This is a genomic window from Streptomyces sp. NPDC036764 (genome assembly GCF_055609385.1).
Window position 1 is genome coordinate 496451 of the sequence record NZ_JBVJPT010000001.1, and the last position, 18314, is coordinate 514764.

Genomic DNA, 18314 nt, shown 5'->3' on the forward strand with positions numbered 1-18314 from the left:
CTGCCGACCGGCCGCGGGCGACCTTCCGACGGTTTCGGAAAGTCGATCAATCGGTCAATCGATTTACGGTTTCCGTCTCGTGATCTTCACTCGGTGGCCGAGAACACGAACGAGAACTCCGCCGGCTCGGCCTCGAGGAAGTACTGCGGCAGCGGACCCGGCCCGCACGACTGCGAGCCGATGCCGTGCTGGCCGTGGTCGAGGTTGACCCAGACCGTGTCGCCCGGCGTGAGGTCGGTCAGATGCCGGGCGGCGTCCAACTGCTCACTGGTCCAGGGCCGCGCGCTGAACCAGAACTCCGGCTCGCCCTCGATCCGCAGCCCGCCGAGCTCCACCCAGCGGACGTCGGAGCGGGCGCCGTTCTCCTGCGGGCGGACGTACGGCGTCTGGAGCTCTTCGATGCTCGCGTCCCACAGCAGGAGCTTCGCCGCGGCCTTGGTGTCCGGGTACGCCTCGCCGCCGCTGCCGAACCAGGACGCGGACCCGACGGAGGCCGCCGGCAGCCCGAACCGTACGCCGAGCCGGGGCAGCGGCACCTTCCAGTCGCCCTCGGGGACGACCGAGACGGTCAGGCGCAGCCGGGTGCCGTCGGACGTCCAGCGGTAGTCCGTGCGCAGGCCCACGTCACGGGCGGCGGGTGCCACCCGGGTCCGTACGGTCAGCGCGTCGGCACCCACCTCCACGCCGTCCAGCCGGTGCCGCATCCGGTGCAGGCCGAGCTGCCGCCACAGCACGCCCCACCGGGTGTCGTCCTGCCAGGACGCGCCCTCGTCGTTGTCGGTGGGGGCGCGCCACACGTCCAGGCGCGGACCGGTGACGTCGACTCCGCCGAGGGACCGCAGGGCGCCCGTGCGGGCGTCGAAGGCGGCCGGGCCGAGCAGGATCCGCTCGCCGTCGGCCGTGGGCGCGGCGCCGATGGCCGGCGCGAGAGGCGCGCGCGGTGTGACGGTCCGCTGCGCCCAGGCCACCTCATGGCCCCGGCCCGCCCAAGGGGTGTCCTCGGCGAGCAGCGCCCGGACCGTCCACCCGACCTCGGCGCCGTCACCGTCGGGAGCGGCCGCCGGCAGCTTGACCTCCGCCGACTCACCCGGTGCGAGCGGCGGCACGGCCAGGGTGTGCGCACCCGTGGAATCGCCGTCCACCTGGTACGAGAACTCGAACTCCAGGTGCGAGAGGTCGGCGAAGGCGTACGCGTTGGTCACGCGCACGGTGCCGTCGGCGCCCTCGATGCGGACCGGCTCGATGACCTTCTTGTACTCGACGAGCCCCGGGGAGGGCCGCCGGTCCGGGAAGACCAGCCCGTCGCAGACGAAGTTGCCGTCGTGCAGCTCCTCGCCGAAGTCGCCGCCGTAGGCGAAGCCCAGCTCGGGGTGGCGGACGCCGTGGTCGATCCACTCCCAGATGAAGCCGCCCTGGAGCCGGTCGTGGCGCTCGAAGATCCGCTGGTAGTCCGCGATGCCGCCGGGGCCGTTGCCCATCGCGTGCCCGTACTCGCACTGGATGAAGGGCAGTTCGCGCCGCTTGCCGGCGCCGCCGTCCAGGTGCTGCCCGATCCGCTCGACCTCGGCGTGGGAGGCGTACATCCGCGAGTACACATCGGTGTCGCGGCAGTTCCAGTCGCCCTCGTAGTGCACCAGGCGGGAGGCGTCCCGGCCGTGGATCCACTCGGCCATCGCGGTGAGCCCGCGTCCGGTGCCGGCTTCGTTGCCCAGCGACCAGAACACGATCGAGGGGTGGTTCTTGTCGCGCTCGACCATCCGGGCCGCGCGGTCCAGCAGGGCCGGGGTCCAGCGGTCGTCGTCGACGGGGTTGTCGCGCCAGCCCTGCTCGGTGAAGCCGTGGGTCTCCAGGTCGCACTCGTCGATGACCCACAGACCGTACTCGTCGCACAGGTCGAGGAAGGCCGGGTGCGGCGGGTAGTGCGAGGTGCGCACGGCGTTGAGGTTGTGCCGCTTCATCAGCAGCACGTCCTCGCGCATGGTCTCCAGGTCCAGGGCACGGCCCTTCTCGGGGTGCCACTCGTGCCGGTTGACGCCCTTGAACAGGACCGCCTTGCCGTTGACCTTGATCAGGCCGTCCGCCAGGGCGACCGTGCGGAAGCCGATGCGCAGCGGCACACGCTCCCCCGCGGTGATCAGCTCGCCGTCGTACAGCTTCGGCGTCTCCGCCGACCACGGCCGGACCGCGACGGTGACCGGCTCGCCGGTCGCGACATCGATGTCGAGGGCGGGCACGGACACCCGCCCGTCGACGTCGGAGTCGACGCGCAGGGTGCCCTCGCCCGTGGTGTGGTCGTAGGAGGCGTGCACGAAGAAGTCGCCCGCCGCGCCCGCCGGGCGGTGCAGCAGGGTGACGTCACGGAAGATGCCGGGCAGCCACCACTGGTCCTGGTCCTCCAGGTAGGAGCCCGCCGACCACTGGTGCACCCGGACGGCGAGCACGTTGCCGGCCGGCTTCAGCAGCGCGCCGACCGTGAACTCGTGGGGCAGGCGGGAGCCCTTGAACTCGCCGAGCTCGGTGCCGTTCAGCCAGATGCGGGCGCAGGACTCGACGCCGTCGAAGCGCAGCACGGCGCCGCCGTCGTCCAGGGCGGGCCAGTCGTCCGGCAGGTCGAAGACCCGCAGGTGGTCGCCGGTCGGGTTCTCCGTCGGGACGTGCGGCGGGTCCACCGGGAAGGGGTAGAGGTGGTTGGTGTAGATCGGCGCACCGAACGCGCCGTCGCCCTGGAGGACCCAGTGGCCGGGGACCGTGACCTTGGCCCAGTCCCCGGCGTCGTAGCCCTCCGCGGCGAAGGAGTCGTCCTCGGCGTCGGCGGTCGCCGACAGCCTGAAGCGCCAGTCGCCGTTCAGGGACAGGGACTTCGCGTCCGAGGCGGCGTACCAGGCGCGGGGCGCCAGGGCCCCGGCGCCGGGTGCGACGTCCTCGACGTAGTCGACGGTTCGGGTAGTGCGGAAAGACATCTGTCTCCTTGCTCAGCCCTTGATGCCGGTCTGTGCGATCCCCTGTACCAGCCAGCGCTGAAGGAAGAGGAACACGAACAACAAGGGCAGGATAGAAATCGCTGTCGCCATGAAGATCTGGTGGAACACGACCGTCTGGCCGGTCGTGTACGAGGAGAGCGCGACCTGCACGGTCCACGCACCGGGGTCCTGGCCGATGACCAGCGGCCACAGGAAGGAGTTCCAGCCGTTGATGAAGGTGATGGTGGCGATCGCGGCGAAGAAGTTCAGCGAGTTCGGCACCACGACACGCCAGTACGCGCCCCAGTAGCCGAGCCCGTCCACGCGCGCCGCCTCCTCCAGCTCCTTGGGGAACCCCAGGAAGTACTGCCGGAAGAGGAAGCAGGTGAAACCACTGAACAGGCCCGGGATGATGAGGCCCCGGTAACTGTCCACCCAGCCGAGCGACGAGACCAGCACGAAACTGGGGACGAACGTCACGGCTGTCGGGACCATCAGGGTGCCCAGCACGACGTAGAACACCTTGTTGGCGTGCCGGTACGGGATGCGGGCCAGGCCGTAGCCGGCGAGCGAGCACACCAGCAGGACGCCTGCGGTGTGCAGCACGGCGACGACGGTGGAGTTCCACAGCGACCGGGCGAAGGGCACCGAGGAGTCGTCGAACGGGGAGGTGATGTTGCCCCACTGGATGTCCGTGGGGAAGAACGTCCAGTTCTCCCCGGTGATCTGGGCGTCCGTGGACAGCGCGTTGCGCACCAGGATGTAGAACGGCACCAGGAACAGCAGGGCGGCGACGCCGGTGGCCAGGTAGAGGCCGGTGTTGCCCATCACGCCGCCGCGGCCGCTACGGCGGGCCTTGCGGTTCGGGGTGGTCTTGCGGATGTCGGGCGTGGTGGTGGTCACTTGGACTCGTCCCCCCTTCCGAAGCCCATGAGCTTGCCCTGGAACAGGGTCACGACACAGATCAGCACGGTCAGGATCACGGCACCCGCGCTGCCGGCGCCGTAGTCCTGGTTCTCGCCCAGGGCCTTCAGATACAGCTCGACCAGCGGCGGGCGGCCCCAGGTCGTCTTGTCCAGCAGGTTGTAGAACTCGTCGAAGGCCTGGTAGGCGGCGACGAGCAGCAGCAGGACGACCGCGGTCGAGGTGGCCCTGAGCTGCGGCAGCGTGATGTACCGGAAGGTCTGCCAGCCCCGCTTGGCACCGTCGATGGCGGCGGCCTCGTACAGCTCGGCCGGGATGTTCTGCAGCGCCGCGATGAACAGGATCATGTAGAAGCCGGACTGCAGCCACAGCCGGGCCGTGACGATGACCAGCCAGTACCAGGGCGGATTGGGGTCGGCGAGCCAGGCGATGTTCTCGATCCCGAACCAGCCGAGGACCGTGTTCATCAGACCGAAGCGGACACCGCTGAAGATGGACATCTTCCAGATCAGTGCCGCGGCGACATAGCTGACCGCGGTCGGCAGGAAGAACACCGACCGGAAGAACGCCCGCATGAACCTGAGCCGGTTCACCAGCAGCGCGAGGCCCAGCGAGAGCGCCCAGGTGGTGGGCACGATGAACGCGGCGAAGACGGTGAAGGTGCCCAGTGAGCCGACGAAGTCGTCGTTCGTCAGCATGTGCCGGTAGTTGTCGAGGCCGATGAACTTCTCCGGCGTGACCGTGAACCGCGCCTCGAAGAAGCTGAGGTAGACGCTCCAGCCGATCGGGACGTAGATGAAGATCGCCAGCCCGATGAGGAACGGCCCGGTGAAGAGCCAGAAGTTGAAGGTGCTGTTGCCCCGCAGTCCCCGCCGCGACCTGGCCGGGGAGGCCTTGGCCGGGGCGGGGCTCGCGAGGTCGAGCTCGGAGGTCGTCGACATGTCGTGGTCCGTCCGCCGGCCTATCCGAAGAGCTTCTTGAGCTCGCGGTTCACGGCTTCGTCCGCCTTGTCGAGGGCGGCCTGCGGGTCACCGCCCTTGCGGACGCAGTTCGCGAAGACGTCCTCCAGCGCGCTGATCATGGCCTGGGTCCAGCCGATGTTGTCGAAGTGGCCGAACTCGTTGAAGAGCTTGACGCCCTCGGCCGGCAGGCCCGACTTCAGCTTGTCCGCGCTCTCGGCGATCGACGTGCGCGGCGGGATGTGGAAGCCGTAGGAGGTGGCCCAGTCCTCCTGGTACTCCTTCTGGTCGATCCACAGCCACTTCACGTACTCCTTGGCCGCGTCGACGTTCTTGCTCTTGGCGTTGACGAACATCGACCAACCGCCGTTGTAGACCGACTGCTTGCCGTCGTCCGTGACCTTCGGGAAGGGGAAGACACCGATGTCGTCGCCGTGCGCCTGCTGCATCTGCGGCATCGCCCACATGCCGCAGAACTGCATCGCGCACAGGCCCTGGTTGAACGCGGACGGGTCCCAGTAGTCGGTCGGGGCGCCGAGCAGGAGGTCGCCGCTGGTGAACAGCGAACGCATCTTCTTCAGGCCGTCGACGACGCCGTCCGTGTGGTAGGCGATCTGGTTCTTGTCGTCGAGGGTGTCGGCGCCCGCGGACCAGATCATCGGGTTGATGACGGCGTGCAGGTCGTTGCCGAGGTACAGGCCCTTGACCTTGCCGGTGGTCAGTTTGGCGGCGGCCTCGATCAGCTCGTCCAGGGTCTCGGGGACCTTCACTCCCGCCTTCTCCAGCAGCGAGGGGCGGTAGAAGAAGAACTGCGGGTCGTCGATCATGCGGACGCCGTATATCTTCCCGTCCACCGTGTGCGAGGCGATGTCGGCCGGGTTGAAGTCGTCCTTGACCGGATCGATGATGTCGGTCAGGTCCGCGACCTGGCCGCTCTTGACCATCTGGATCTGCGGGTGGAACTCGAACAGGTCGGGTGCGTTGTCGGTGAGCAGCGTCGCGAAGAGCTTGTTCTCGAAGTCGGCGGCCGTGATCCACTGCGTGGTCACGTTGGCGCCCTTGTACGCCTTGGCGTACTTCTTGACGGCCTGCTCGGTCCCGGCCTCGCCGTAGGCGTGGAAGTACTGGTTGAGGTTGACACCCGAACCGGAGCCGCTGCCACGCCCGTTGTTGCCGCCGCACGCGGCGAGCCCGCCGGCGGCGGCCAGGCCCAACGCGGCCCGCAGTGCGGTTCGGCGGCTGAAGTTGCTGTTGTTCGGTGCCGACATGGTGACGTCCTTGTCTCGAGTGCGGCTGCGGCGATGCGCCCCGGGCTGAAGCGGCTCAGCGCCAGATGGCTCAAATGGGGGTGCGGTGCGGGACGTTAACCTTCGGCTAAGGCTTCGGCAAGGGGTTGGACGAAGTCTGCATGAAGCGTTGTGCAATGTTCGGGATACCGGACGAGAGGGGGTTGCGGACCGCCGCACCAGGGACCCGCAACCCCCTTTGAGCAGAGGGGAGTTACTGCCGGATCCAGGTCTGGTTGGTGCCACCGTTGCAGGTGTAGACGCCCACCTTGCTGCCGTCGGCGGTCGCCTGCCCGCCGACGTCGAGGCACTTGCCCGAAGCCTCGCTGACGATCTGCCCGCCTGAGTTCAACAGCCACCGCTGCCCGGCCTCACCGGTGAAGCCGGCGGCGGCCGAGAGTCCCGAACTCCCCACCGTCAGATAGCCGTTGGGGCCCTTCAGCGCACCCCGGCGGTCGTACGACCACTGCTGCGCGGCCGTGCCCGTGCAGGCGCCGATCACCGCGCCCGAGGCGTCGGCGGTCAGGCACTTGCCCGACTGCTCGCCCTGCCAGGCACCGGTCAGGGCCGAGGTGGCGGCGTACGGCTTCTGGTCGAGGACGTACGTCGTGATGGAGCGGGCCGGCAGTGACGCGGACACCGTGCCGCCCTTCACCGAGGGCCGCGCGACATTCGCCCAGTTCTCGTCGGCCGACGTACGGACCGCCTTGGCGGCGCGCAGCGGCGACTTGCTGTTGAAGTGCAGGTTCAGGTCCGTGTCGGTGGAGTTGTGGTTGTTGACCACGACCACCCACTTGCCGCCCCGGTCGTAGGCGGAGGCCTCCACGCCGTCCGGCAGCCCGGTCACGTTGTGCATGACCGAGCCCGGCTTCACGAACTTGCTGTACTGGCCGAGCGCGTAGTAGCGCTTGGTGAAGTACAGCGTCTGGTTGCCGTTGGTGGCGTAGTTCGGGTCGTAGTAGATCAGGCCGTCGTTCCAGCCCTGGTCGTTCTTGGCGAGCGGGTCGGAGCCGATCATCTCCGACAGGGCGACCCACCAGTGGAACGCCGAGTCGTGCGCCGTCGCGAAGTCCTTGTAGATGATCCGCGACAGGCTCAGACCGCCGTCGATGGTCGGGTCGTACTCCTGCGCCCAGCCCGTGCCGCCCTTGCCGAAGCAGCAGATCTCCGTGGACCAGGACGTCTTGCCGACCGACTTCGACGTCTCGTACACCTTCGCGCGGTTGGCGTCGGAGGGGTTGTCGTAGGTGTGGTGGGCCAGCTTGTCGACGTACCGGGCGGTGCCCGGCTCGTTGATCCAGCGCGGGACCTCGTCGTTGAACTTCACCGTGCTGGTCGACTCGTCGGCGATGATGCCGGTCCGCTGCTTGCGGGCCTCCAGCTCGGCGCCCAGCGTCCGTACGATGTCGTCGCGCTGCGGGACGTCGACGAGCATGCCCTCCTGGCCGCAGGAGTCGAAGCTGTTCGTCGGCTCGTTGAAGGGGCTGATGTAGTCGAGCTTCACGCCCTGCTTCGCGAAGTGGCCGGTGACATCGGCGACGTACTTCGCGAAGTCCTGCTCGTTCTCCGTCTTCAGATAGCCGCCGCAGCTCTTGGAGTTGGTCTTCCACTCGGCGGGCGCGCTGTTGACGAAGCCGATCAGATCCTCGACGCCGTACTTCGCGGCGGCGTACAGGAACGTACGGCCCGCCTTGTCCTTGCTCCAGTCGTAGGTGCCGTCGTCGCTGCGGAAGTCCTCGGGGGCGCGCGGCGCGTAGGTCACGCCCGTGCCACCGCCGCCGATGTTGTAGCGGTAGGCGCTCAGGTCCAGGCCGTCGGAGGAGAACAGCAGCCTCGCGACCCGGGCCTGGACCTTCGGGTCGAAGTTCTTCAGGTCGTTGACCCACCACGCGCCGGAGGCACCGATGTTGTCGATGGCCTGCGCGGCGTGCGGGGAGACCTCGGCCGCCGGGGTGGGGGCCGCGCTCGCGGGCGGGGCCGATATGAGAGGTCCCGCGACGGCCAGCGCGGCGGCTGCCGTCAGCAGGACCGATCTGCGGGGGTGGGGGTTGATGCGGGGGAGAGTCACGTGCATCCCTTCCGTCGTCACGAAGGTGGTGCGGTACGGCTCCTTGCGGGGGTGGTGCGTTTTGCGGCAGTCCTCTGGCCCACGGTCTGGAGCGCCCCTTCGAGCGCGAACGTCGCCGCGCCCAGGCACACCGGGTCGGTGGGGATGGCGGAGAGGACGATCTCGGTGGCGGCCAGCGGCCGCCTGAGCGCGTGCCGGGCGACGGCCTCGCGCACCTCGTGCAGCAGCGGTTCGCCGAGTGCGGCGGCGACCCAGCTACTGAGCACGACGACTTCGGGGTTGAACAGGTTGACCAGGTCGGCGATCCCGGCGCCCAGATAGCGGGCCGTGTCCCGGACCACCTTCAGCGCCACCGGATCGTGCGCCGCGACCCCACGGGCCAGCGCGTCGATCGTCGCCGTCTGGTCCTCCGGGTGCAGCAGCGCGCTCTCGGCGGCCAGCTCCCGCAGGTTGACCATGATTCCGGGCGCGCCGACGTACGTCTCGACGCAGCCGTGGTTGCCGCAGTGGCACAGCCGCCCGTCCAGCACGAGCGTCGTATGGCCCCACTCGCCGGCGCTGTTGCTCACGCCCCGGTGCAGCCCGCCGCCGAGCAGGAGGCCCGCGCCCACGCCGGTGCCGAGGTTGACCACCACGGCGTCCCCGCGACCGCGCGCCGCCCCGAACCACAGCTCGGCCACCGCGCTCGCGCGCAGCGGATTGTCCATGTACAGCGGGTAGGCGATGTGCTCGGCGAGCAGATCGAGCAGCGGCACGTCGTGCCAGTCCCAGTTGGGCGCGTACTCGGCGACACCGGTGTCCCGGTCCACCTGCCCCGGCACGCTCACCCCGACGCCGAGCACCCGCGCGCCCTCCACGCCGGCCTGCGCGACCACCGAGCCGACGGCGGCGGCGACATGGCCCACGACCTGCTCGGGGCGGCTCTCGCCGGGGCGCATGTCCTCGTCGGCGCGGGCCAGGACGTTCAGCGCGAGGTCGAACAGCTCGACCCGGACGTAGGTCTCCGCGATGTCGACGCCGATCAGCGCGCCGCCGGACGCGTTGACCGCCACGAGCCCGCGGGGGCGGCCGCCGGCCGAGTCCTCGAACCCGACCTCCGTGATCATCCGGAGGTCGAGCAGCTCGCCCACGAGCGTGGCGACCGTGGCGAGGCTGAGGCCGGTGGCGGCCGCCAGCTCCTGCCGGGAGGTGGGTGAGGCGGCGATGATCTGGCGCAGCACCTCGTAGCGGTTCGCCGTGCGGATGTCGCGTGATGTGCGCTTCACCGGGTGCCCCCGTCCCTTCGCCCTGGCCGGGTCGTCGTCGGCACCGGCGCGGCGCAAGGCTATGGTGTGCGGCGGACTTTCGACAAGGGGTTAGGAAAGGGGCTGTAGAAAGTCTTTCCGCTGGAAGCACCAGGTGTGCAGAGACTGGCGAGTATCAGTCGCGGGTCAGTCGCGCATCAGTCGCCGAGGATATCCCGCACAAACGCGTTGGCGAACTTCCCCGCCGGGTCCAGCTCCCGTGCCAGCGCCCGGAAGTCGGCCAGCCTCGGATACCGCCCCCGTACGACCTCCGCCGGCAGCGCGGACACCTTCCCCCAGTGCGGCCGCGGCTCGAAGCCGGCCAGCACCTCCTCCAGTCGTCGCACCACCGGCAGCACGGCGGCCGTGTCCTCGATCCACGTGAAGTGCAGGGCCACCGTGTCCCGTCCGTAGGCGGGGCTGAGCCACTGCTCGTCGGCCGCGACCAGGCGCACCTCGCAGGTCTGGAGCACGGGTGCGACCGTCGCCCGGATCGCGTCGATCGCGTGCAGCGCGTCCAGGGCGTGCTCGCGCGCCAGCAGATACTCCGACTGGAGTTCCGCCCCGCTGCTCGGCGTGAACTCCGCCCGGAAGTGCGGCAGTCGCTCGTGCCACGGCCCCGGCACCCCGAACTGCTCGGTGCAGTTGACCGCGGGCATCCCCGGCACCGGGTGCAGCTTCTCGGTGGCCGGCGCGGCCCAGGGGAAGTCCGGCAGCGGCTGGTCGGAGCGCCGCTTGAGCCACACCTGCCGAAAGCCCGGCGCGCCCCAGTCGGTGAACAGGCTCACGCTGTACGCCGACGACATCACCGTCTCGAACGACGCCAGGTCCAGCCCGTCCAGCGGCAGTTCGGTGAACAGGTGCTGCTCGACGTCGAAGGACGGCTCCAGGTCGAGGGTCAGCGCGGTGACGACCCCGAGGGCGCCCAGCGAGGTGACGGCGCCGCCGAACCGCCGGTCGCCCCGGCCGATGGTCACCACCGACCCGTCCGCCGTGACCAGCTCCACCTCCCGCACCGGCGTGGCCAGCGAGCCGTTGCCGATTCCCGAGCCGTGGGTGCCGGTGGCGACCGAGCCGGCCACCGAGATGTGCGGCAGGGACGCCATGTTGGGCAGCGCGAGACCGTGCGCGTACACCGCGCGGGCGAGTTCGGCGTACCGTACGCCGCCCGAGACCCGGACCGTACGGGCCGCGCCGTCGACGTCGATCACCGGAGGCAGATCGGCGATCGACAGCAGGACGCCCTCGGGGCCCGGCTCGGCGATCTCGTTGAAGGAGTGCCCGCTGCCCAGCACCCGCACCCGCCCGCTCCCCGCGACCAGCGAGCCGATCGCGGCGACCGAGTACGGCCGGTGCAGCTCCTTGGCGGCGTAGGTGATGTTGCCCGCCCAGTTGGTGATCGTCTGCGTCATCCTCGCCGTCCTCAGGGTGAGTGCCTGCGCGTTGACCCTCTCATCCGCGGCTGCCTACCGTAGAGACCGTTTTCCATCGCCACCACACCCGTCCCGCCCCACCTCGCCGAGCCGGAGGCCCGTCCTTGACCGAGCGGCCGCACGCCCTGTTCGCCATGTCCGCCCAGAACGTGCCGCTGGTCTTCCCGCCGGGGGTGCTGGCGCGACTGCGGGAGTCGGTGGACATCGACCCCGGCCTGGTGGCCGAGGACTTCACGGACCCGCGCCTCGCGGACCGCCTCGCCCGCACCGAGATCCTGGTCACCGGCTGGGGCTGCCCCCGCCTGGAGGCGGCCGTCCTCGACGCCGCCCCGAAGCTGCGCGCCGTGCTGCACTCGGCCGGCTCGGTCAAGGGCCTGGCCACGCCCGAGCTGTGGCGGCGGGGCATCGCGGTCAGCTCCGCGGCGGTGGCCAACGCCGTGCCGGTCGCCGAGTACACGCTGGCCATGATCCTGCTCGCCGGCAAGGACCTCTTCGCCGCCCGCGACCGGCTGCGCGCCGAACGGGTCTTCCCCGGCTGGGGCCTGGTCCCCGGCATCGGCAACCACGGCCGCCGGGTCGGTGTCATCGGGGCCTCGCGCATCGGCCGCAAGGTGATCGAGCTGCTGCGCCCCTTCGACCTGGTCCCCGCCCTCAGCGACCCCTACGTCGACACGGCGGGCGCCGCCGCCCTCGGCGTGCCCCTCCTCCCGCTGGACGACCTCCTGCGCACCTCGGACGTCGTCACGATCCACGCCCCCGAGACCCCGGAGACCCGCCACCTCATCGGCGCCCGCGAACTCGCTCTGATGCCCGACGGAGCGGTCCTGGTCAACACCGCGCGCGGCGCCCTGCTCGACCACGAGGCCCTGATCGCCGAACTGCGCACCGGCCGCCTCTCCGCGATCCTCGACGTCACCGACCCCGAGCCCCTGCCCGCCGACTCGCCGCTGTACGAACTGCCGAACGCCGTCATCACCCCGCACCTCGCCGGCTCCCAGGGCAACGAGGCCGCCCGGCTGGGCCTCACCGTCGCCGAGGAGGCCGAACGGCTGGTGGCGGGCCGGGAGCCGGCGTACCCGGTCGATCCCATGGCGCTGGCGCGGGAGGCGTAGGGCCACGCCCGGCGCCGGCCCCGGCGGTCCGCAGGATGCATGACACCTACACCCAGGAGGGGACCCGATGCGGCCCCGGCTCCGCCGGGGGCATACCGTGAGGAGTCGTACGCCTGAGCCGGGAGGAGATTACGGATGGGCAGCCGCACCGCACTGGTCGAGGATCTGATGGAGCGATTCCCGCACGTTCCGCGGGAAGCCGTCTTCAAGGAGGATCTGCTCCGGGGCGGGGTCGCCTTCGACCCGTCGGCCCTCAGCGACAACGAGGGCGGCGAGGTCAAGCCCAAGTCGTACTTCATCTTCTCCTTCGACCACGGGACCCTGCCGGAGCTGGGTGAGGCCGCGCTGCGGCGGCCGCCGGAGGAGATCATCCTCACCGGCGGGCCGTACGACCTGCGCCGCACCGTCGTCTCCGTGCGCGTGAACCCGGCCTCGCCCTATCGCGTCGCCGCCGACGAGCACGGCGTGCTCGGCCTCTACCTCGACGGCAAGCGCATCTCCGACGTCGGTGTGCCGCCCATGCCGGAGTACTACCGGCACACCCTCTCCAACGGGAAGTCGGTGATGGAGGTCGCCCCGACCATCCAGTGGGGCTACCTGATCTACCTGACCGTCTTCCGGGTCTGCCAGTACTTCGGCGCCAAGGAGGAGTGCCAGTACTGCGACATCAACCACAACTGGCGCCAGCACAAGGCGGCCGGGCGGCCGTACACGGGCGTGAAGGACGTCGACGAGGTCCTTGAGGCGCTGGAGATCATCAACCGGTACGACACCGCGAAGGCGTCGACCGCGTACACGCTCACCGGCGGAGCCATCACCTCCAGGCTCCAGGGCCGCGACGAGGCCGACTTCTACGGCATGTACGCCAAGGCCATCGAGGAGCACTTCCCGGGCCGCTGGATCGGCAAGGTCGTCGCCCAGGCGCTGCCAAAGGACGACGTCCAGCGCTTCAAGGACTACGGCGTGCAGATCTACCACCCCAACTACGAGGTGTGGGACGAGTACCTGTTCAAGATGTACTGCCCGGGCAAGGAGCGGTACGTCGGCCGGGACGAGTGGCACAAGCGGATCCTGGACTCGGCGGACGTCTTCGGCGCGCGCAACGTGATCCCCAACTTCGTCGCGGGCGTGGAGATGGCCGAGCCCTTCGGGTTCAAGACGGTCGACGAGGCCATCGCCTCGACCACCGAGGGCCTGCGCTTCTTCATGTCCAACGGCATCACGCCCCGCTTCACCACCTGGTGCCCCGAGCCGACGACTCCGCTCGGCAAGGCCAACCCGCAGGGCGCTCCGCTGGAGTACCACATCCGCCTGCTGGAGGCGTACCGCGCCACCATGGACGACTTCGGTCTGTCCTCGCCCCCCGGGTACGGTCCGCCCGGCCCCGGCCGCGCGGTGTTCTCGGTGAGCTCCTTCATGGACAGCCTCCCGGCGCGGGAGACGACGACGGAGACGACGCCGGCGGTCTAGGCGGGGCGGCAGGGATGCCGGTACAGGTGAGACGGACGGGGCTCGCGTCCGTACCAGTGGCTGGAGTTGTCGGTCCGCCACGGTCTGTCATGACATCTGAACACGACGCTTGTCAGTTGTGTTGAAAACGTGAAAGGCTCATGTCCTGCCGCGAGGTTCCCCCCAACTCCATTGCCAATATGGCGAGTTGACCTCGCATGTGGATGCAGGAGACCCATGCCCGACCTGCCGACCCCTCAGGACGCCACCGAGGCCGCGCTGTTCTCCGAGTGCTGGGACGCCGTGCTGTCGTACGCCGACCTGTGCACGGCCGGGTCCTCGGCGGCCAACCAACTGGCCGCCGAGGCGTTTTCCGCCGGCATACGTGAGGCCCGCGAGGCCGAGACGACAACCTTCCGCAGTGCGGGCCGCCGCCCCGCCCGCCTGCCCCGGATCCCCCTCCTCCTGACCGCCGTACGCACCGCGGCGGCCGCCTGGGAGGAGAGCGGGCAGGGCCACAAGCTGGACCCCGACCTGCGCCTGTGGCTCAACTCCGACAAGGCCGCCCGCTACGCCGGACCCCCGCTCCAGCGCCCGCTCGCGCTGCGCGCACTGCGCGACATGCAGGAACCCGACGCGGCGCTGCTGTGGCTGGCCGAGGTGGAGGCGCTGCCGCAGGCCGTGGTGGCCCGCCGGCTCGGCCTCGACCCGGCCACCCTCGCCGAGGAACTGACCCAGGTGCGCGGCGTGTTCCGGGACCGCTGCCAGCGCAACCACCTCGACACACCGATGGACGCGCGCTGCCGCAGCTACGCCCGCCTCCTCGACGCCGTCACCCGCTCCACCGCGGCCGACACCCCAGGCGACCTCTCCCGCCATCTCGCCACCTGCGTCAACTGCGCCGAGGCAGCCGCCTGTCTGCGGCTGCACGGCGGCGGGCTGCCCGGGGCCCTGGCCGGCGGAGTGATCGGCTGGGGCGGCCTCGCCTACCTGGAGCGCCGCCGCCGGGCCGCCGAGGTGCGCGGCGCCGGGCGCCCCGACCCGGCGGACACGGACGCGGGACCGCCGAACCCCGGCGCGCACAAGGCGCGCGTGGTGCGCAGCGGCCTCCTCGTCGCCGCCGTCCTGGTCTCCGCGCTCGCCCTCGCGGTGTCGATGATGCCGGGCGGCTCCACCGGTGGCGACGCCGCGGCGGGCGGTGACCCGTCCGACCGTCAGCCGGTCTCCGACCCCGGCTTCTCCCTGCCGGTCACGGCCGCCACCCAGCCCGCCACCGGCTCCGCCGAGCCCTCGCGCAGCGCCCCGCGCGAGGACTCGCCCGAGCCCAAGAACCCCAAGCCCGAGCCCCAGGGCACCCAGTCCTCCACGGCCCACGAGGACGACCCGGAACCGTCCGCGAGCGCGGCCCCCACGTGCGAGGTCGCCTACGACCTCGTCAACGAGTGGCCCGACGGCTTCCAGGCCACCGTCACCGTCACCACCGAGGAGGCACTGGACGACTGGCGCGTCGCCTGGTCCTTCCGCGACGGCCAGACGGTCGGCCAGATGTGGGACGCGAGCTTCGCCCAGAACGGCTCACGGATCACCGCGCGCGCCGCGGACTACAACCGGACGGTCCCCGCCGGCGGTTCGCTGGCCTTCGGGTTCCTGGCCTCCTGGGAGGGCGAGAACTCACCGGCGTTCGACTTCACGCTCAACGGAGACGACTGCGTGTCGTAAATTCGGTTGACGGCCCTTCACGGGCCCCGGCTAAAGTGACAGCGGTTCAAGGCGGTGGCCCATCGGCCACCGCAGTCGAGCGGACGTGTATGAGGAGGTGTCGACCGATGGCTGTCTTTGCGACGAGCGCTGCCCGCATCCAGATCATCAAGTCCACCTCCGTGGCCGCCGGCTGAACCCAGAATCCACTTCCTTCCGCGCCCGTGCGCGCGGCTGCCGGGGCCTGTCTTCGTGAAGGGTCACCCCGTTGACTTCCACCTCTGTTTTCCCCGCGTTGGCTCCCTACGGCTGGGACTCGGCCTGGGCCGACGCGTTCACCCCGTACGACGCCGAGGGGCTGCTGCCCGGGCGGGTCGTGCGGGTCGACCGCGGGCAGTGCGACGTCGTCACCGCCGACGGTGTCGTACGCGCCGACACGGCGTTCGTCACCCCGCACGATCCGATGCGGGTCGTGTGCACGGGCGACTGGGTCGCCGTCGAACCCGCGGGCAATCCGCGTTACGTACGGACGTATCTGCCGCGCCGTACCGCTTTCGTACGCTCCACCTCCTCCAAGCGGTCCGAGGGGCAGATCCTCGCCGCCAACGTCGACCACGCCATCGTCGCCGTGTCGCTGGCCGTCGAACTCGACCTCGGCCGCATCGAGCGGTTCCTCGCCCTGGCGTGGGAGTCCGGCGCACAGCCGGTCGTGGTCCTCACCAAGGCGGACCTCGTGCCGGACGCGGTGACGCTCGGGTACCTCGTCCAGGACGTGGAGACCACCGCGCCGGGTGTGCCGGTGCTGACCGTCAGCGCCACGCTGGGCGACGGGCTCGACGTCCTGTCCGCGGTCGTCGCAGGCGGTACGTCCGTGCTGCTCGGGCAGTCCGGCGCGGGCAAGTCGACGCTCGCGAACGCGCTGCTCGGCGAGGACGTGATGGAGGTCCAGGCCGCGCGCGACGTCGACGGCAAGGGCCGCCACACGACCACCACCCGCAACCTCCTCGCCCTGCCCGGCGGCGGCGTCCTCATCGACACACCGGGGCTGCGCGGCGTCGGGCTCTGGGACGCCGAGGCCGGCGTCGGCCAGGTCTTCTCGGAGATCGAGGAGCTGGCGGGGCGCTGCCGCTTCCATGACTGCGCGCACGAGAGTGAGCCGGGCTGCATGGTGCTGGCCGCCGTCGACAGCGGTGAGCTGCCGGTGCGACGGCTGGAGAGCTACCGCAAGCTGATGCGGGAGAACCAGTGGATCGTGGCCAAGACCGATGCGCGGCTGCGGGCCGAGATCAAGCGGGACTGGAAGCGGAAGGGGGCGGAGGGGCGCGCCGCGATGGAGGCGAAGCGGGGGCGGCAGCGGTAGCGCCAATGGGGGTGCCTGGTCTGCCGGCCGGCTGCTGCGGGTTCGTTGTGGCTGGTCGTGCAGTTTCCCGCGCCCCTTGGGGGCGTTGCGGTGCCGTGTCTGATTTCTGCTGGCATCACCTGCCGGCCGGCTGCTGCGGGTTTGTTGTGGCTGGTCGTGCAGTTTCCCGCGCCCCTTGGGGGCGTTGCGGTGCCGTGTCTGATTTCTGCTGGCATCACCTGCCGGCCGGCTGCTGCGGGTTTGTTGTGGCTGGTCGCGCAGTTTCCCGCGCCCCTTAAGGGGCGTTGCAGTGCCGTGTCCGATTTCCGCTAGCAGCTCGCTTCGGCCCGGCGGAGACTGGACAGCGTGATGGACGAAGACACCAGGTACGAGGCGGTCCGCAGTCGTGATGCGCGGTTCGACGGCGAGTTCTTCTTCGCCGTCGAGACGACCGGCATCTACTGCCGTCCGAGCTGCCCGGCGGTCACGCCGAAGCGGCGCAACGTACGGTTCTTCCCGACGGCCGCCGCCGCGCAGGGCTCGGGTTTCCGGGCCTGCCGGCGGTGCCGGCCGGACGCCGTGCCGGGGTCGGCCGCGTGGAACGTGCGGGCCGATGTGGTCGGCCGTGCCGTGCGGCTGATCGGCGACGGGATCGTCGACCGGGAGGGCGTCGCCGGGCTCGCCACCCGCCTCGGATACAGCGCCCGGCAGGTGCAGCGGCAGCTCACCGCTGAGCTCGGCGCGGGCCCGGTCGCACTGGCCCGGGCCCAGCGGGCGCACACCGCGCGGGTCCTGCTCCAGACCACCGAGCTGCCGATCACGGAGATCGCGTTCGCGGCCGGGTTCGCCTCGGTCCGCCAGTTCAACGACACAATCCGGGCGGTGTACGCCTCGACCCCGAGCGAGCTGCGCGCCGCCGCGCCGAGCGGCGGCCGGTCCTCGGGCCGTACGGCCACACCGGCGGCCGGCATACCCCTGCGGCTCGCCCACCGCGGCCCCTACCAGGCCGGCGCCGTCTTCGACCTGCTGGCCGAGGAGGCCGTACCCGGCATCGAGGAGGTCTCCGGCCCGACCGGGCACCGCACCTACCGCCGCACGCTGCGGCTGCCGCACGGCAGCGCCATCGTCGCGGTGGAGGAGGCGGCGGGCGACGGGGCAGGGCAAGGGCGCGCCGCTCACCCCGGCGGCTGGCTCGACGCCCGGCTCCACCTCACCGACCTCCGTGACCTGACCACCGCCGTGCAGCGGCTGCGGCGACTGTTCGACCTGGACGCCGACCCGTACGCCGTCGACGAACGGCTCGGCGCCGACGCCCGGCTCGCTCCACTGGTCGCCGCCCGGCCGGGACTGCGCTCGCCCGGCGCCGCCGACGCGGACGAGCTGGCCGTACGGGCGCTGGTGGGGCCGCGGCGGGCCGCGGAACTGGTGCGCCGGTACGGCAAGGCGCTCGACGCGCCCTGCGGCAGTCTCACCCACCTCTTCCCGGAAGTGGCCGTGCTCGCCGGGGCCGAGCCCCGAGGGCCCCTCGGCGCGCTCACCACCGCCCTCGCCGACGGTGCCGTACGGCTGGACCCGGGCGCCGACCGGGACGAGGCGCACGGCGCGCTGCTGCGCCTGCCCGGCCTGGACGCCCGCACCCTCGCCGTGATCCGCACCCGGGCACTGGGCGACCCGGACGTCGCCCCGCCCGGTGCGGACACCCCCGACAGTTGGCGCCCCTGGCGCTCCTATGCCTTGCAACACCTGCGTGCAGCAGGGGAGTTGGAACAGTGATGACGACGCACACGACGATGAACACGAGGA

At 70.8% G+C, this 18314-nt stretch carries 12 protein-coding genes; 5 read left to right on the forward strand and 7 right to left on the reverse strand.

Annotation, left to right across the window (positions count from 1 at the left end):
• Positions 1-86 precede the first annotated feature (86 nt).
• The 7 genes from ACZ69Q_RS02140 to ACZ69Q_RS02170 all read right to left on the reverse strand — a co-directional run bounded on the left by ACZ69Q_RS02140 (position 87) and on the right by ACZ69Q_RS02170 (position 10892).
• Complete coding sequence (locus tag ACZ69Q_RS02140; protein ID WP_471034747.1) at positions 87-2960, reverse strand: glycoside hydrolase family 2 TIM barrel-domain containing protein; 2874 nt, start codon at positions 2958-2960, stop codon at positions 87-89.
• Positions 2961-2972: 12 nt separating this feature from the next.
• Positions 2973-3863: a carbohydrate ABC transporter permease gene (locus tag ACZ69Q_RS02145; RefSeq protein ID WP_471034751.1), complete on the reverse strand. Its 891-nt coding sequence runs from the start codon at positions 3861-3863 to the stop codon at positions 2973-2975.
• Entirely contained in the window at positions 3860-4825 is a 966-nt protein-coding gene (locus ACZ69Q_RS02150; protein WP_471034752.1) for a carbohydrate ABC transporter permease, read from the reverse strand. The genes ACZ69Q_RS02145 and ACZ69Q_RS02150 overlap by 4 nt, the downstream gene beginning before the upstream one ends.
• Positions 4826-4845: 20 nt before the next feature.
• A complete protein-coding gene (locus ACZ69Q_RS02155) occupies positions 4846-6111 on the reverse strand; it encodes an ABC transporter substrate-binding protein (RefSeq protein ID WP_471034753.1) in 1266 nt (421 codons plus the stop codon).
• 232 nt (positions 6112-6343) lie between these two features.
• A complete protein-coding gene (locus tag ACZ69Q_RS02160; RefSeq protein WP_471034754.1) occupies positions 6344-8203 on the reverse strand; it encodes a glycoside hydrolase in 1860 nt (619 codons plus the stop codon).
• A gap of 11 nt (positions 8204-8214) precedes the next feature.
• Positions 8215-9462, reverse strand: coding sequence for an ROK family transcriptional regulator (locus ACZ69Q_RS02165; RefSeq protein ID WP_330356854.1), 1248 nt, complete (start codon positions 9460-9462; stop codon positions 8215-8217).
• Between the two features lie 176 nt (positions 9463-9638).
• Positions 9639-10892 (reverse strand): FAD-binding protein, encoded by a 1254-nt coding sequence (locus ACZ69Q_RS02170; protein WP_471034755.1) that lies wholly within the window; start codon positions 10890-10892, stop codon positions 9639-9641.
• A 125-nt stretch (positions 10893-11017) separates the two neighbouring features.
• On the opposite strand from ACZ69Q_RS02170, the gene ACZ69Q_RS02175 reads away from it, so the two are divergent.
• The 5 genes from ACZ69Q_RS02175 to ACZ69Q_RS02195 all read left to right on the forward strand — a co-directional run bounded on the left by ACZ69Q_RS02175 (position 11018) and on the right by ACZ69Q_RS02195 (position 18284).
• Positions 11018-12025: a hydroxyacid dehydrogenase gene (locus ACZ69Q_RS02175; RefSeq protein WP_471034756.1), complete on the forward strand. Its 1008-nt coding sequence runs from the start codon at positions 11018-11020 to the stop codon at positions 12023-12025.
• Positions 12026-12160: 135 nt separating this feature from the next.
• Positions 12161-13495, forward strand: a complete 1335-nt coding sequence (locus ACZ69Q_RS02180; protein ID WP_471034758.1) for a radical SAM protein — start codon at positions 12161-12163, stop codon at positions 13493-13495.
• Positions 13496-13711: 216 nt separating this feature from the next.
• Positions 13712-15193: a cellulose binding domain-containing protein gene (locus ACZ69Q_RS02185; RefSeq protein ID WP_471034760.1), complete on the forward strand. Its 1482-nt coding sequence runs from the start codon at positions 13712-13714 to the stop codon at positions 15191-15193.
• Between the two features lie 247 nt (positions 15194-15440).
• Positions 15441-16532, forward strand: a complete 1092-nt coding sequence (gene rsgA, locus ACZ69Q_RS02190; RefSeq protein ID WP_471034763.1) for a ribosome small subunit-dependent GTPase A — start codon at positions 15441-15443, stop codon at positions 16530-16532.
• A gap of 348 nt (positions 16533-16880) precedes the next feature.
• Positions 16881-18284 (forward strand): DNA-3-methyladenine glycosylase 2 family protein, encoded by a 1404-nt coding sequence (locus tag ACZ69Q_RS02195; RefSeq protein WP_471039997.1) that lies wholly within the window; start codon positions 16881-16883, stop codon positions 18282-18284.
• Positions 18285-18314: the final 30 nt, after the last annotated feature.

Bases quoted from the DNA above. Each gene is read 5' to 3' on its own strand.
- ACZ69Q_RS02185 (WP_471034760.1), top strand. From the start codon at position 13,712: ATGCCCGACCTGCCGACCCCTCAGGACGCCACCGAGGCCGCGCTGTTC.
- ACZ69Q_RS02170 (WP_471034755.1), bottom strand. From the start codon at position 10,892: ATGACGCAGACGATCACCAACTGGGCGGGCAACATCACCTACGCCGCC.
- ACZ69Q_RS02160 (WP_471034754.1), bottom strand. From the start codon at position 8,203: ATGCACGTGACTCTCCCCCGCATCAACCCCCACCCCCGCAGATCGGTC.
- ACZ69Q_RS02180 (WP_471034758.1), top strand. From the start codon at position 12,161: ATGGGCAGCCGCACCGCACTGGTCGAGGATCTGATGGAGCGATTCCCG.
- ACZ69Q_RS02155 (WP_471034753.1), bottom strand. From the start codon at position 6,111: ATGTCGGCACCGAACAACAGCAACTTCAGCCGCCGAACCGCACTGCGG.
- ACZ69Q_RS02195 (WP_471039997.1), top strand. From the start codon at position 16,881: ATGGACGAAGACACCAGGTACGAGGCGGTCCGCAGTCGTGATGCGCGG.
- ACZ69Q_RS02150 (WP_471034752.1), bottom strand. From the start codon at position 4,825: ATGTCGACGACCTCCGAGCTCGACCTCGCGAGCCCCGCCCCGGCCAAG.
- ACZ69Q_RS02140 (WP_471034747.1), bottom strand. From the start codon at position 2,960: ATGTCTTTCCGCACTACCCGAACCGTCGACTACGTCGAGGACGTCGCA.